At 42.5% G+C, this 15320-nt stretch carries 13 protein-coding genes; 4 read left to right on the top strand and 9 right to left on the bottom strand.

Features of this window, described 5'->3' with window-relative positions:
• Window positions 1-23: 23 nt before the first annotated feature.
• Window positions 24-1016, bottom strand: coding sequence for an aldo/keto reductase (locus tag ACO1NU_RS15840; RefSeq protein ID WP_448819472.1), 993 nt, complete (start codon window positions 1014-1016; stop codon window positions 24-26).
• A 188-nt stretch (window positions 1017-1204) separates the two neighbouring features.
• On the opposite strand from ACO1NU_RS15840, the gene ACO1NU_RS15845 reads away from it, so the two are divergent.
• The gene (locus tag ACO1NU_RS15845; protein ID WP_448819473.1) at window positions 1205-1618 is read left to right on the top strand and encodes a hypothetical protein; all 414 of its coding nucleotides are present in this window, start codon (window positions 1205-1207) and stop codon (window positions 1616-1618) included.
• A 128-nt stretch (window positions 1619-1746) separates the two neighbouring features.
• Here ACO1NU_RS15845 and atpG read toward each other — a convergent pair whose 3' ends face one another.
• The 7 genes from atpG to ACO1NU_RS15880 form a co-directional block, all read right to left on the bottom strand.
• Entirely contained in the window at window positions 1747-2637 is an 891-nt protein-coding gene (atpG, locus tag ACO1NU_RS15850) for an ATP synthase F1 subunit gamma (protein ID WP_448819474.1), read from the bottom strand.
• 64 nt (window positions 2638-2701) lie between these two features.
• Entirely contained in the window at window positions 2702-4276 is a 1575-nt protein-coding gene (atpA, locus tag ACO1NU_RS15855; protein ID WP_448819475.1) for a F0F1 ATP synthase subunit alpha, read from the bottom strand.
• A gap of 67 nt (window positions 4277-4343) precedes the next feature.
• Window positions 4344-4889, bottom strand: a complete 546-nt coding sequence (gene atpH / locus ACO1NU_RS15860) for an ATP synthase F1 subunit delta (protein WP_448819476.1) — start codon at window positions 4887-4889, stop codon at window positions 4344-4346.
• A gap of 26 nt (window positions 4890-4915) precedes the next feature.
• Window positions 4916-5425: a F0F1 ATP synthase subunit B gene (gene atpF, locus ACO1NU_RS15865; RefSeq protein WP_448819477.1), complete on the bottom strand. Its 510-nt coding sequence runs from the start codon at window positions 5423-5425 to the stop codon at window positions 4916-4918.
• 88 nt (window positions 5426-5513) lie between these two features.
• A complete protein-coding gene (gene atpE / locus ACO1NU_RS15870) occupies window positions 5514-5729 on the bottom strand; it encodes an ATP synthase F0 subunit C (protein ID WP_109417643.1) in 216 nt (71 codons plus the stop codon).
• A gap of 35 nt (window positions 5730-5764) precedes the next feature.
• The gene (gene atpB, locus ACO1NU_RS15875; RefSeq protein ID WP_448819478.1) at window positions 5765-6898 is read right to left on the bottom strand and encodes a F0F1 ATP synthase subunit A; all 1134 of its coding nucleotides are present in this window, start codon (window positions 6896-6898) and stop codon (window positions 5765-5767) included.
• Between the two features lie 391 nt (window positions 6899-7289).
• A complete protein-coding gene (locus ACO1NU_RS15880; RefSeq protein WP_448819479.1) occupies window positions 7290-7556 on the bottom strand; it encodes an AtpZ/AtpI family protein in 267 nt (88 codons plus the stop codon).
• 122 nt (window positions 7557-7678) lie between these two features.
• Here ACO1NU_RS15880 and porW point away from each other — a divergent pair, with 122 nt between their 5' ends.
• The 3 genes from porW to uvrC are packed head-to-tail and all read left to right on the top strand — an operon-like array spanning window position 7679 to window position 14445.
• Entirely contained in the window at window positions 7679-10333 is a 2655-nt protein-coding gene (gene porW, locus ACO1NU_RS15885; RefSeq protein ID WP_448819702.1) for a type IX secretion system periplasmic lipoprotein PorW/SprE, read from the top strand.
• A gap of 4 nt (window positions 10334-10337) precedes the next feature.
• On the top strand, window positions 10338-12596 hold the full coding sequence (locus ACO1NU_RS15890) for a penicillin-binding protein 1A (protein WP_448819480.1): 2259 nt from the start codon (window positions 10338-10340) through the stop codon (window positions 12594-12596).
• A 10-nt stretch (window positions 12597-12606) separates the two neighbouring features.
• Window positions 12607-14445 carry an excinuclease ABC subunit UvrC gene (gene uvrC, locus ACO1NU_RS15895; protein WP_448819481.1) on the top strand — a complete coding sequence of 613 codons (1839 nt, stop codon included), beginning with the start codon at window positions 12607-12609 and terminating at the stop codon, window positions 14443-14445.
• On the opposite strand, the gene porN is transcribed toward uvrC, so the two are convergent.
• A complete protein-coding gene (gene porN, locus ACO1NU_RS15900; RefSeq protein ID WP_448819482.1) occupies window positions 14442-15314 on the bottom strand; it encodes a type IX secretion system ring protein PorN/GldN in 873 nt (290 codons plus the stop codon). The genes uvrC and porN overlap by 4 nt on opposite strands.
• Window positions 15315-15320 lie beyond the last annotated feature (6 nt).

The following is a 15320-nucleotide window of genomic DNA, read 5'->3' on the forward strand; positions in this document are numbered from 1 at the left end:
TCTAATGCTATTCTATAAAAGCATCAAACCAGCTCAAGCTCATCAAGTCTGGAATTTATAAAAGACATCTCATCAACAGAAAGTTTAACGTTTAATGCCCTTGCATTCTGTACGGCCTGTTCAGCATTCCTCGCGCCCGCCAGTGCAATAGTAATTCCCGGCTTATCCACAGTCCATCTGAGTACAAGTTGTCCCACGCTGATACCTTTTTCATCAGCTATAGGCTTTATCTTCTCCAGGAAGGCGTTTACCGCGATGATATTGTCCGGCTGATAGTACTTCAAGTCTGCCCGGTGATCACCTGGAGCAAACTGATGTCCTGGCTTAATCTTCCCTGTAAGTAAACCTCTTTCAAGGGGGCTGTACGCTATTATAGATTTTTTATGTGAGAGAGCAAAAGGTACTACGACTTCCTCGATCCCGCGGTTTACCATACTGTAAGGCACTTGGTTAGATATCAGATCAACTGATTTCATCGCTTCTTCCATCTGCATTTCATCATAATTACAAACGCCCGCATAACGCACTTTTCCTTGCTGGATGAGGGTTTGTACAGCTTCCATACTTTCTTCTATGGGAGTGGTAATGTCTGGCCAATGTATCTGATAAAGATCTATGTAATCCGTTCCTAATCGGCGGAGACTATCTTCACATTCTTTGATAATGCTTTCTTTTCCTGCGTATTTATAGACGTCTATTGCCTCTCCTTGATTATTCTCTGACTTGAAACCGAAATCTCCTTTTTTGAGGTCCCACCTCATGCCGTACTTGGTCAATATTTGCACCCGGTCTCTAGGAATGCTCTTGATAGCTTCGCCCACTATTTCTTCACTGAATCCCTGTCCGTAAATAGGCGCAGTGTCAATGGATGTAACCCCCTCCTCATAGGATGCCTGTATAGCCTTCACGGAATCGCTTCTCTCTGTTCCGCCCCACATCCATCCTCCGGCTGCCCATGCACCAAATGTAATTACCGAGACTTCCAGATCTGATTCGCCTAATTTTCTATATTCCATATGTCTACTTTTTCTCTAAACAACAGCCGCAAAATTAAGTTTCTCACGGAAGTATCAGTTTTCTGATTGTCGCATATAAGGAAGTATTTTCGTATAGATACAGCGAGACGAACAAAAAGCTGAGTAATCGGCTGTAAATAAAGAAAATGATAAGAAAAGCAGCTACGATACTTCTATCTTCATGCTTAATGATGCTTGGTTGTACTACCGAAGAAACGCTCTGCGAGGCATCTCTCTGCGCGGCACCGGTGGCGACGCTGAAGATAAAGCTGGTAGACAAAACGACTAATAGGAATCTCCTCAATAAACAATCGACATTTAAACTGTCAGATTTAACCATTAGCAGTACTTCATATAGCACGGCTCTCGCACTGAAAATCGATAGCACTGAGTTGAACAACAAGTATGTGACTGTATTGTCATCAGGAAATGAAACGTTCACCTTAAACTTCAAAGATTACCCCACAGATAAAATAGAAATTCGTTCCAAGCTCGCTAAAAGTGGTTGCTGCAAAATATTGGACGTGCAATCAATTGCAGTTAACGGTAAGCCGGTTTGCGAAAAGTGCAGAGGTGTTGAAATAATCGAGATAATTAAATAACTCCTGCATGACAAGACGCCTATGTTGATGGCCTAAAAGCTTCCTAAATTTTAAATTATAGCTAAAACAACAAGGGCCCTTACGACGTGCGTAAGGGCCCTTGTTGTTTTATATACGAATATGATTTCTTACCCGTTTGAAAGCGCTGCAGCACCACTTACAATTTCCGTTAATTCGGTTGTAATAGCAGCTTGTCTCGCCTGATTGTATGATAACTTCAGTGACCTTAAAAGTTCTCCGGCATTATCAGTTGCCTTATCCATTGCAGTCATCCGCGCTCCATGCTCAGAAGCATGAGAGTCTAATACGGCTTTGTACAACTGTATTTTGATTGATTTAGGAATTAAGCTACTCACAATCTCTTCCTGAACAGGCTCAAGAATATAATCCACTTTAGAACCTACTGGTCCTTTGTCAGTGGGTGCAGCCGGCTTAGGTAATGGCAGCAGTTGCTCTGCTGTCAAAATTTGCATAGCTGCATTCTTGAACTGATTGTAGACTACTTCAACGCGGTCATAATCTCCATTGACAAAACCGTCCATTATCGACTGCGTAACTGCCGAGACGTTCTCGAAAGACAAGTCAGCAAACAATTCAGAATGGTTTCCGATGGTTCTGTATTTACGACGTTCATAGAAATCCTGGCCTTTCTTTCCAATAGCCAAAATGCTTACGTTGCCATTACGAAATTGCTCAGCGTACTTTTCAGCAATAAGGACATTTGCAGTTTTTATTGCATTCGCATTGAACGCTCCTGCTAAGCCTCTGTTAGAAGATACAACAACGATTAAAACCCTTACAGGTTCACGTTCCTGGATGAACGGAGAATTGGAGTTCTCCAGGCTGGCAGAGAGATTACTCAGAATATCCTTCAGCTTAGTTGCATAGGGACGCATCTGAACAATCGCATTCGTAGCCCGCTTAAGCTTCGCAGCAGAAACCATTTTCATAGCCTTCGTAATCTGCTGAGTTGAACTTACAGACGCGATCCTGTTTCTTACTTCTTTTAAATTAGCCATTTTTTAAAATTTAAACTTCAAGCCCAGAAGAACAAGAATGCACTTCTGGACTTGAGAGCACGAACTAGTAGTTCGCAGCAAGTTCCTTTGCTACAGTTTCAAGAACCCCGGTGATTGAATCATCAAACTTACCGGCTTTTAAGCTCTTCAACACCTCTGGGTGTCTTACTTCGAGTTGCTGAGTATACTCCGCTTCAAACTGCTTCACTTTGTTCACAGGCACCTGACGCAGAAGTCCTTTTGATCCGGCGTAGATTATTGCAACCTGCTTTTCAACAGACACTGGAGAGAACTGACCTTGTTTCAAGATCTCCACGTTTCTTGCACCTTTATCCAGGACGGCTTTAGTTGCAGCATCAAGATCGGAACCGAACTTAGAGAACGCTTCCAGCTCGCGATACTGCGCCTGATCTAGCTTTAACGTACCGGCAACTTTCTTCATCGACTTGATCTGGGCGTTACCACCTACACGTGATACAGAAATACCTACGTTGATCGCTGGTCTTACACCGGCGTTGAACAAGTTGGATTCAAGGAAGATCTGACCGTCTGTAATTGAAATTACATTTGTCGGGATATATGCAGATACGTCACCTGCCTGAGTTTCGATAATTGGTAGCGCTGTTAAAGATCCGCCGCCTTTTACCACATCCTTCAGAGATTCTGGCAAATCGTTCATATCTCTCGCAATGGCGTCAGATGTGTTAATCTTAGCTGCACGCTCTAATAGGCGGCTGTGTAGATAAAATACGTCACCTGGATAAGCCTCACGACCTGGAGGACGACGGAGTAACAAAGACACCTCGCGATAAGCAACTGCCTGCTTAGATAAATCATCATAAATGATTAACGCAGGACGTCCTGTGTCACGGAAGAACTCACCAATCGCAGCGCCCGCAAATGGAGCAAAGAACTGCATAGGAGCAGGATCAGCAGCTGACGCAGCTACTACAATTGAGTAAGCCATCGCACCGTTCTCCTCTAAAGTACGAACGATGTTTGCTACAGTTGAATTCTTTTGACCGATCGCTACGTAAATACAATATACCGGCTTTCCTTCTTCGTAAAATTCCTTCTGGTTGATGATGGTATCGATACATACAGCTGTTTTTCCAGTCTGACGGTCACCGATAACCAACTCGCGCTGACCACGACCGATAGGAATCATCGCATCGATAGCTTTAATACCAGTTTGAAGTGGCTCTGTTACAGGCTGACGGTAGATAACGCCTGGAGCCTTACGCTCAATCGGCATTTCGTATGTCTTTCCTGTGATAGGTCCTTTGCCATCGATTGGCTGACCTAATGTATTAACAACACGACCAAGCATGCCATCGCCTACCTGGATAGAAGCGATTCTTCTAGTACGCTTCATAGTGTCACCCTCTTTTATCTCATCGTAAGAACCAAGCAACACGACACCGACGTTGTCTTCTTCTAGGTTCAAAACAACACCTTGTAATCCGTTGTCAAATTCAACCAGTTCTCCTGATTGAACTTTGGTTAGTCCGTAAACCCGGGCAATACCATCGCCCACCTGCAGTACGGTACCTACTTCTTCAAGTTCAGCCTCTGATTTAAAGCCTGACAACTGCTGACGCAAAATTGCCGAAACTTCATCTGGTCTTACCTCTACCATAGTTTTATATTAATATTTTGTTTTTAACTCTGTTTATTATTGCCTGTAATATTTGCCTGCGAACGGGTTAGACTACTTTTTGAGTAAATTCCTTCTTTAGCTTGCTTAAGCTGCTTGCAATACTTGCATCAAATTGCTTGTCGCCCACCGTTAATACAAAGCCCCCAATCAGATCTGGATCAACACGCGTTTCTAGAACAACCTTCTTTTGAGTTGCCTGCTCTACCACCCGTTGAACTTCTGAGATGTTTTGTTCTGTCAATTCAACAGCCGAAACTACAGATGCCTTGATGATACCATTGATCCTGTTGTACCCGTTTACAAACTCCTTTGCTGTCTCATACAGGACTTCCGCACGCCCTTTGCTTATAACTATTTTGAAAAAGCTAATCACAATTTCTTGAACGGAAGCTCCGAACACGCTCTTTACAATCGCAAACTTTTTATCCGGACTGATGATAGGGTTCTTCAATACCGCTCTCAATTCAGGCGTTGCTTTTAAAACCGCCAAAAAAGAATCGAGATCAGACTTTATAGCTTCCAGTGAATTTCGCTCTTTAGCCAGATCAAGCAATGAATTTGCGTATCTTGATGCTACTTGTATTTCAGACATCTTATGTTATGAATTTGAAAAGCTAATTAGTTTAACTTTACGTCTTTTAATAGATCAGAAACCAACGCCTGTTGTTTGCTCCGATCTTCGAACTGATTACGAAGAATCTTTTCAGCAATCTCTACAGAAAGCGTAGCAACCTGATTTTTCACCTCGTTAAGAGCGGCAACTTTTTGGCTATCTATTTCCTGTTTTGCCTTTTCTATCATCTTCGCACCTTCAGCCTGAGCGTTAGTTCTGGCCTCAGCAACAATCTTGTCCTTTAATTCTTTCGCTTCTTTTAAAATCAAATCGCGTTCAGCACGCGCTTCTTTTAATAAACTTTCGTTCTCGTTGGTAAGGCGGGCCATTTCTTCCTTAGCCTTTTCAGCAGATGCAAGTGCATTCTCAATGAACTTCTCGCGTTCTGAAATCATTCCAAGGATCGGCTTCCACGCTAGTGTTTTTAATAAAACAAGCAATAGCAAAAATGCTACGGATGCCCAAACTACAAAGCCGAGGTGGTGATTAAGTATACCCTCAAATAATTCTCCCATTTTCTATCAATTGTTTTTTTGATTGCAAAATACAAGGACCGGAAATAACCAATCGTTAATATCCGGTCCTTAGACCGAAGTCCTTTTCTTATTGAGGATTGTTACCCAATAAAGCTACTACCACACCGAACAATGCAACACCTTCTACAAGGGCCGCAGCGATGATCATAGCAGTCTGAATTTTAGAAGCAGCTTCTGGCTGACGAGCAATACCTTCCATTGCTTTTCCACCAACCTGACCAATACCGATACCTGCACCGATTACTGCTAAACCTGCACCTAATGCAGCGATTGAACCTACCATAGTTGTATTTATTAAAATTTAAAAAAAGTTTCTAATTAGTGGTGATGCTCATCAACAGCCGTTCCGATGAACAGTGCAGTCAGCATAGTAAAAATAAACGCCTGCAGAAATGCTACCAGAAGTTCAAGCACATCCATGAACAACACAAATGCAACTGATACTGGCGCTATCGCAAGAGATTTGAAGATAAAAATAAGTGATATCAAACTCAAAACGATGATGTGACCCGCGGATATATTCGCATAAAGACGAATCATCAAGGCGAATGGCTTCGAAATAACACCTATAATTTCAACAGGGATCATAATGGGATACAACCACCACGGCACATCAGGCAATAGAATATGCTTCCAGTAGTATTTATTCCCGTTAAGGTTCACAACTAACAGTACAATAAACGACAGTACGAAAGTCATGAATATGTTTCCTGTCACGTTAGCACCTCCCGGAAATATCGGAAGCAGACCTAACAAGTTGTTAATCCAGATGAAGAAGAACATAGTCAGCAACAAAGGCATGAACTTCGCATACTTATAACCAATATTTGGAATTGCGATATCATCTCTTACGAACATAATGAACGGTTCAATAATAGACTGGAACCCTTTCGGAGCCTTACCTTGCCTCTTCTTATATGAAGAAGAAACGGAAGTAAATATCAGAACGAGTATAATAACTGCAATCCAGATAGACGCAACGTTTTTAGTGATTGAAAAATCGTAAATCCTTGAAGACGACTCCTTATCAACATTACCTTGTGAGTCTACTACAAATAACTTATCTTCGATAAGCTTGTAAGTGTAGTAACTTCCCTGATAAGCTTCCTCTCCATGATGGAAATGAGAAGATGAAAATGCTTCCACGCCTTTATCAGTAATAATAATTACAGGCAACGGTAGAGAGGTATGTCCCCAGAGGTGCCAGTAATGAGAATCAGCGATGTGCTCCATAATGGCAGCAGTTGGATCAAACTTTCCTTCCTCATGTCCGTTTTCCACATGTTCAACACCAGGTATCTGGGCATCACTTTCAACGGTGGAACTTGCTGTAGTATCACTGGTGTGATGCTGAGCGACTAAAGAGGTACTAAAACTGAATAGAGTGAAAAAAAAAGCGCAAACTGCGAAAATTCGAACTTTTCCTGAACTCAAAATACGCGTAGAGATCATCTAATTGGAGATTTTACTATTTATTTTGGTGGGCGCAAGTTAAGTAACAATGATTTAACTTCAAAGGCGGTAAATAAGAAATATAGAGAAAAAAATTCTAAGGCGAAATACGTGCTGTTTACGCGGTGTTTTTGGAGATAAAAAACTACAAATAAAAGGCTGACAATCAACTTTATAAATATTGCTGCAAGTAGAATGTAAACCGACAATTCACCGCCCGATTTGATTCCCGTATAGGAAGTCACATATGCTAACAAAGTAAGCCCTCCCAGAAAGCAAAAAATCAGCCAGAACTGTGGAACAAGGACCGCAAAAAAAACATCTAATGATAACGCCAGAACTGCCAGGATAGCCGATACAATGGCGAATTGTAGAAAGAACTGTTTTAAACTCAATTTTTATTCCTTTTAACAGACCGAATGACCAGATACATAGATGCACATACTCCCGCCAGGCTCATGAAAGCTGTGAATAAAGGTGTGCTACTCTCCCGCCCATTATCAATCTTATATCCAATAAATGCAAATATCCCAATGACAGCAATCATCTGAAAGCCCATTCCGGAGTAATATGCATAACTATTGAGGGCCTTTTTTCCCTTTTCCTCTTCTTCTTTATTCTCTGGTGACTTCAAATCCTGGGTTGATTTTCTTAGCATCAAAATTAATAAATCATTTTCCTTTTATTGCAGTAATTGGCTTTTGTTTTTCTTGGAGATCTGAAGCTGTTTATGGATTAAATGTTGTAAAATTGCGAATTACCCAAATCGATATATTTGAAGTGGATAACTCTCGTTTCCTACTGCCCTCCTGCCTTCTTTGCTGCCTGATTACACTCCTCGCGAGTTGCTCGTCCAGTAAAAATATTACTATGCAGAACACGACGGCACGCTTCAACATCCTGTTCAATGCACAGAACTTGCTGCACGAGCATATGCTGAATGATCAAGTGTACTTAGCTGATGACTTTACCGCGTTATTGCCCATATACGCAGCTATCGATGAGAACAGTAGCTACACAATCCTTGATTCCGTGATCAAGAAGGCCAATGTAATTATCAAGGAAAAGTCAGAAAGTAAGTACATAGACGATGCTTACTCGCTGATTGCTGATGCAAGTTTCTTAAAAGGCAACTTCTATGAAGCTGCGGAACTCTATAGATATATATATACAACTTACCCCTCGGAAATAGAATTAGCGCAGCACGCACGTATTCAAAAGGCACGTGTTCTTTTGCTTTTAAACGATCAAAAGGGCGCCGGGGGCATTATCGACAGTGCGGCAAAGTTTCTCGACCAAACCAAAAGCACATTGCCTGACCTATACGCAACGAAAGCACAACTTTTAATTGCCCAAACTCGGTTTAATGAAGCGGAAGATGCTCTGGCCCGTGCAATTGCCGCGAAACCAGACAAAAACAAGAAGCGAAGGTGGACTTTCATTCTCGCACAGCTTCAGGAAATCAACAACAAAAAAGATCTCGCATGGAAGAACTATAGAGTTCTTCGGACAAAATTCGTTCCTACAGAACTTGGATTGTATGCTGATCTTAATCAAGCACGACTTAACAATGAACTGAAAGACGATCCGATCAATCAGCTGGCCATACTCTACAGTTTTTTGAATCAGGACGTGTATGCCGCCTATAGAGATCGTATCTTCTATCTTATTGGCAAACTACAGGAACAAAATGGTTCTTTCGATGATGCACTAAAAAGCTATAGAAATGCGGTCGCACTCGGATCTTCAACAGGGTACCAGAGAGCCCTGGCCTACACTGCTCTTGCAGAAGGCTACCTTCAAGCTGGCCATTATACAGGCGCAAAAACCTATATGGATAGCGCTTTAGTATCGCTCCCTAATAATAGTCCGAAACGAATACGATTGGAAAAAACGGCAGAAAATCTGGAGCAACTTACTGGTCTCTTCGCAAAGCTCAAATTTGAAGAGAATTTACAACGTATAGCCGATTTACCTGAAAGCGAACGATATGACGCGATTACTGAAGCACTAAGGAAAAATGAAACGAGCGAGACTGAATACCCTACCCTCGATCTCCGGTCAAACAAGTATATAAACGTGGAGCCCTTAGACGCCTTTTACTTCAATAACAAAAAAGCGCTGAGCCAGGGCGCGCTCGATTTCCAAGTAAAATGGGGCAACAAGGTGCTTAAAGATGACTGGAGATACGAGAATTCCGGGACATCCGCAGACGATGTGCGACTACAAAGTCAGGCACCCACGGTTGTAAAGAACACAAACCAAATCTTAAGGAAAGAACCTCAACAAAGGTTCGAAGACTACTTGAACAATATTCCCCTGACCGCGAACGCACGCGAAGTGTCTGATAATCGACTGTCAGCAATCCTGTATCAGATTGGTTTGGTGTATTTAAATAACATACAGGATGAACATCTTGCACGTTCAGCATTCGAAAGGATTGTCAGCCAGCTCCCAAAAAGCGAATATGCATTACAAGCGTACTATCGTCTCTACCTTATCACCCGTACAAGCGACAAACAGAAGTCAAAAGAGTACGAACGTATAATCCTGGAAAATTATCCCGAGTCAGAAATCGCGAATACCATTGCCGCTGCAGCTAACGACACAAAACGTACTGCCACTCCGGAAGAAACTTATATTCATATATATAATCTCTTTGCGGACAAACAATATCAGGAAGTGGAGAGCCAAATAAGAGGCGACCAGAACCTAAACAAAAATGGCATCTTCGCAGTTCAGCTTGACTACCTGTATACACTAGCTATGGGTTACAGCCAATCTCCTGGGGCATTTGAGCAGTCACTTCTTACATTCGTTTCTCGCCATCCTCAGGATTCCCTTATAACCCCAATCGTAAAGCAGCATCTGAACTACATAGCTCAAAATAGAGTTGATTTTTCCCGACGAAAGTTTGCGCTGGTGGATAACGAGATCGACAATCCGGACGAGAATATCGCAGAACGTTCGATGATAGATACCGCTCCACGTTTGCCTGAAAAGGTTTTAGTCGCCACTGAAGGATCAAATGCACAAACAACTAATTCGGTAAATCTCCCATCTTCCGTTAGTGAGTCAACACATGAGGAGGCGAAAGATCACTATTTTGTCATCAATGTTTTTAGCACCGCCATCAATCTTGCGCCCTCCCGCTTTGGATTAGGCCAGTTCAACCGGTCCATGTATGCACAGGCGGGAATAAAACATCAATTAAAAGTGGTGAATAAGGAAAATCAATTGATATTTGTAGGTCCTTTTCATTCTGAAGAAGAAGCAATACAGTATGAAAAGCGCATTCTTCCAATGATCAAACAAATAATGAAAGTACCAACAGAAAGGTATAACACGTTTGTTATTTCAGAGGAAAGACTAGAACAACTAAACACACGCGTACTGATCGACTCGTACGTAGAACATACTAAGAAGATTAAGTAACTATATGTCACAAAAAAAGACTTCACTCACAAAGCAGGAGATCACTAAATATACTGTTACATTTTGGAAGATTGTCATCGGTATCATTGCCTTCAGCATCATCCTGATATTTAGTATCGGTCTCGGGCTTTTTGGTAAGCTTCCATCCTTTAGAGATCTCGAAAACCCTAAAAGCAATTTATCTTCCGACGTTATATCTGATGACGGGGTTGTTCTCGGTTCGTACTATGTGCAAAACCGGTCTAACGTTCGATATGATGAAATTTCTCCCAACGTAATAAACGCGTTGATCGCAACAGAAGACATTCGTTTCTACAGCCATTCAGGTATTGATTTTAAAAGAATCTTTACAATCGTTTTCTATAACCTGATGGGAAACAAGCAAGGAGCAAGTACCATCACCCAACAATTAGCCAAGAACCTGTTTCCCAGAGAAGGTGTAAACGGATTCTTCAGCACGGTGATTGTGAAATTCAAAGAATGGATAATTGCATTGAAGCTGGAAAGGAATTACACCAAGGAAGAGATCATCACGATGTATCTGAACACGGTCGACTTCGGTTCTTACAATAGCTTCGGTATCAAATCGGCTGCTCAGACCTATTTCAATACAACACCAAACAAGTTAAGTCCGGAGCAGGCTGCCGTCCTTATTGGTATGCTCAAAGGGCCATCATGGTATAATCCAGTCCGTAACCCCGATCGTTCACTGGCCAGAAGAAATACAGTTCTTGAGAATATGGGTAAAGCCGGGTACTTATCCGATCCGGAAACCGAAGAACTGAAACAAAAACCATTGGTCTTATCTTTCAAAGCAACCCACCACTTTGACGGATATGCAGCCTATTTCAGAGCTGTTCTCAAAAAAGATATTCAAAAAATATTTGAAGAACAAGAGATTGTTAAAGCCGACGGCACACCATACGATCTTGATCGCGATGGTTTGAAAATCTACACCACGATCAACTCTCGCATGCAAAAGTATGCTGAACAAGCACAACGCGAATACATGAAGACGCTGCAGGCAGAGTTTACTCAGGTCTGGAGAAAGCGGAATCCTTTCGTCGGAGAGGCTGCAAAGCTCCTTAAAATAGGTATGATGCGATCCGATCGTTACCGGCAGCTGAAAGATGAAGGAATGTCTGAAGAAGACATCCTCAAAAACTTCAATACGCCGGTGAAGATGTCAATTTTCTCATGGAATGGCGAGGTCGAAAAAACCATGACTCCCATGGATTCTATCAAATACTACAAGCTTCTGCTTCGGAATTCTATGATGTCTATGGAACCGCAAACCGGATTTGTACGTGCCTGGGTTGGCGGAATTAATTTCGAGCACTTTAAATATGATCAGGTAAAGATGGGAATCCGTCAGGTGGGTTCTACAGCTAAGCCGTTTACCTATGCCGTTGCCATAGAGAACCAAGGTTATTCCCCTTGCTATATGGCACCCAATGAACCGATTAACATAGAAGGCTGGCAACCGCGTGCCTATAAGCCTATTCCTGGCTATATCTCGTTAAAAACAGGCCTGGCATACTCCCAGAACTACATAACAGCATTTCTCATGAAGCAGGTCGGCGCTACGGCAGTGTCAACCTTAATCAAGAAAATGGGGGTTACGAGCGAAGTGCCTGCCTACCCCTCTATTGCATTAGGTAGCTTCGAAGCATCTGTCTACGACATGGTCGGTGCATATTCTGTATTTGCGAACCAGGGGATCTGGACAGAACCTACCTATCTCACTCGTGTTGAAGACAAGAACGGAAACGTACTCTATGAACGTAAGCCGCGCGTGGTAGTAGCTCTCAATCCACAGACCGCCTATGCGATGACCGATATGCTGAAAGGTGTGGTGCAGAGAGGTACGGGACGACGTCTGAGGTATAAATATAATTTAACAAACCCGATAGGTGGTAAGACGGGTACCACGAACAATAATTCTGATGGATGGTTTATAGGTATCACGCCTGAATTAGTGACTGGTGTCTGGACGGGTGCTGAAGATCGCGCAATTCACTTTATCAATACAAACCAGGGAGAGGGCGCCAACTCTGCATTACCGATCTTTGGCCTATATATGAAAAAAGTATATGCGGATCCAACCCTGAAGTACACCAAAGGTGATTTCGAACCTCCAAAAGGAGGAAGTACCATAACGTTAAATTGCGATGCTTATGGCAAGAAAGCTGATAGTGACTCGACGGCGACGACCACTACTTCCCCCGCTGTTACAGCTCCTGCTACCGAGCCGACTCCTTAAAGTGTAGAGCATGAAGTTTGATTATCGTGAGGCACTGAAAAAGGTACCGCCTAAACCGGGCGTCTACCAATACTGGGATGCAGCAGGCGAACTGATCTATATAGGTAAGGCTAAAAACCTGAAGAATAGAGTTAGCTCCTACTTCAACAAGGATACCTATCGTATCAATTCGAAAACGAGAGTACTGGTAAGCAAAATTGCTAATATTACCTTTACTATAGTTGATACTGAAATAGATGCATGGCTACTTGAAAATAGCCTCATAAAAAAACATCAGCCCAGGTATAATGTATTGTTGAAAGATGACAAGACATATCCATGGATCGTGATCAAAAACGAATCCTTTCCAAGAATATACTGGACACGGAGAATCATCAGAGATGGTTCAAAATACTTTGGCCCATATGCCTCCATCAGTATGATGCATACCATTTTGGACCTTATAAAAGAGATATATCCATTAAGGACATGCAATCTTCCACTCATACAACCGAACATCGCTGCAGGAAAGTTTAAAGTTTGCCTGGAGTATCAGATAGGAAATTGCAAGGGGCCCTGCCAGGCCTATCAATCTGAAGAGGACTATAATGAAAATATCGACAGTATCCGGGATATTCTCAATGGAAAGATCGGTCAGGTTGTAAAAAATTTAAAGTCGCAATTAGAGGCGGCATCAATGGACTTGAATTTCGAATTGGCCCATAAGCTCAAAAGACAGTACGATCTCCTTGAAAAGTATCAAAGCAAGTCAACAATCGTCAATTCCTCTATCTCTGACGTGGATGTTTTCAGTATCGCATCTGACGAAAAGCTCGCCTTCGTCAATTACCTCAAGGTGATGAACGGTACCGTCATACAGACCCAAACTCTCGAACTGAAGAAACGCCTGGAAGAAACCGACGAGGAGCTCCTCAGCATAGCAATATCAGAGTTTAGAACCCGATTCAACAGCACATCAAAAGAGATCATTGTTCCATTTGAACTGGAACTCGAAGACGCATCGCTAAAGTTTACCGTACCTAAATTGGGCGAAAAAAAGAAGCTCCTTGACTTGTCACAGAAAAACGTTAGCTTCTTTAAACGCGACAAGATAGAACAATACGAAAAACTGAATCCTGAGGTTAGAACGGAAAGACTGCTCACGCAGATGATGAAGGATTTGCGCCTGAATCAGCTGCCCAGACATATCGAGTGCTTTGATAACTCCAACTTTCAGGGCAAGTATCCGGTGTCTGCAATAGTAGTGTTCAAAGACGCCAGACCATCTAAGAAGGACTACAGGCACTTCAACGTAAAAACAGTTGAAGGACCCAATGACTTTGCAACAATGGAGGAGGCCGTGTTCAGACGTTATAAGAGAATGCTGGAGGAGGAAACACCACTACCTCAACTTGTAATCATTGACGGCGGAAAAGGTCAGCTATCAGCTGCCATGAAAAGCCTTAAACTGCTTGGCATTGAAAAACAGCTAACTGTCATAGGAATCGCCAAAAGGCTTGAAGAACTTTTCTATCCCGGAGATCAGTATCCACTATATCTCGACAAAAAATCCGAGACGCTCAAAATAATACAACAGCTTCGGGATGAGGCCCACAGGTTTGGTATTACCTTCCATAGGTTGAAGAGGAATAAAGGGACTCTGGTAACCGAGCTAAACAACATTCCGGGAATCGGAAAGACTACGGCAGACCGATTGCTTTCGCACTTTAAATCAGTTAAAAAGATCCGTGAAGCATCAAAGGAGGAACTCCAGATGGTTTTGAATACAAAACAAACTGAATCCCTCCTTCGTTATTTTGCAGACAGCAATGAACAAGCTGCCGGTAGTGAAACAAGTGATTTTATTTAGTATGACCAGAGATCATGCTCATAATCCATGAGTTCTTTTTTAACGCGTTCAGACTCGTAAAGACGATCAACTCCAGATGAGTAATCTTTGATACGGAGATCGTCTGGATTCGATTCTTTTACGATATAGCTTGAAAACAAACGCTTCATGAAGATATCGTCGTAGCTGAGACCCGTAGCATCGTTGTTAGGAGTCGTGACAGCCTTCGTTACAAAAACATGTCTTGCTTCGGGATAATAGATCCAGAATGCAGGCTGCTCCCCGAGGTCCTGATCTGCAGCCTTAATTTTCACCATCGGTGCAATTCCAATTATTCTTGGCTCAAATACCGAACGTTGCTTATCGAATATCCAGTCTTCCTTGATTTGGAACTTGGTGACGCTGTCAGGGTTGAATTCACCGCTCGCCATATGGGAACCAATCTCCTCTCCCATATCATTGAATTCCGGCACCACAACGCTGTCAGCAAACTTCGACATTACTTGTCCCGCAGGCAGGATAGTACCGAATGCATCCCCATTCGGATCGGACTTTGTACTCACAGCATCATAGGCTGTTAGCTCACCGGCCAGAACAGCCTCCATAATGACGTCAATCAGTCGAGCTTTCGGAGACGCATAGACGTGGTTCATCCGTTCTCTTAAATCAATTTCACGCCACACGCGTTTCGAAAACATCACATCAACATCCCTAACATTAGCATAAGGAGTTACTTTTGCATTCTCGATGTTCACCTGCTTGAAATAGCCGTCAACGGGCCTTTCAACTTCCTCTGCCTCGGGAGTAACCGAGTTGTTGAAGTTTGGTTTCTGTGCGTTTGCAAGTGAAGCAAACAAACAAAAAGCTCCGAACATACATAGTCTTTTCATTTCCTT

The organism is Arcticibacter sp., assembly GCF_053551015.1.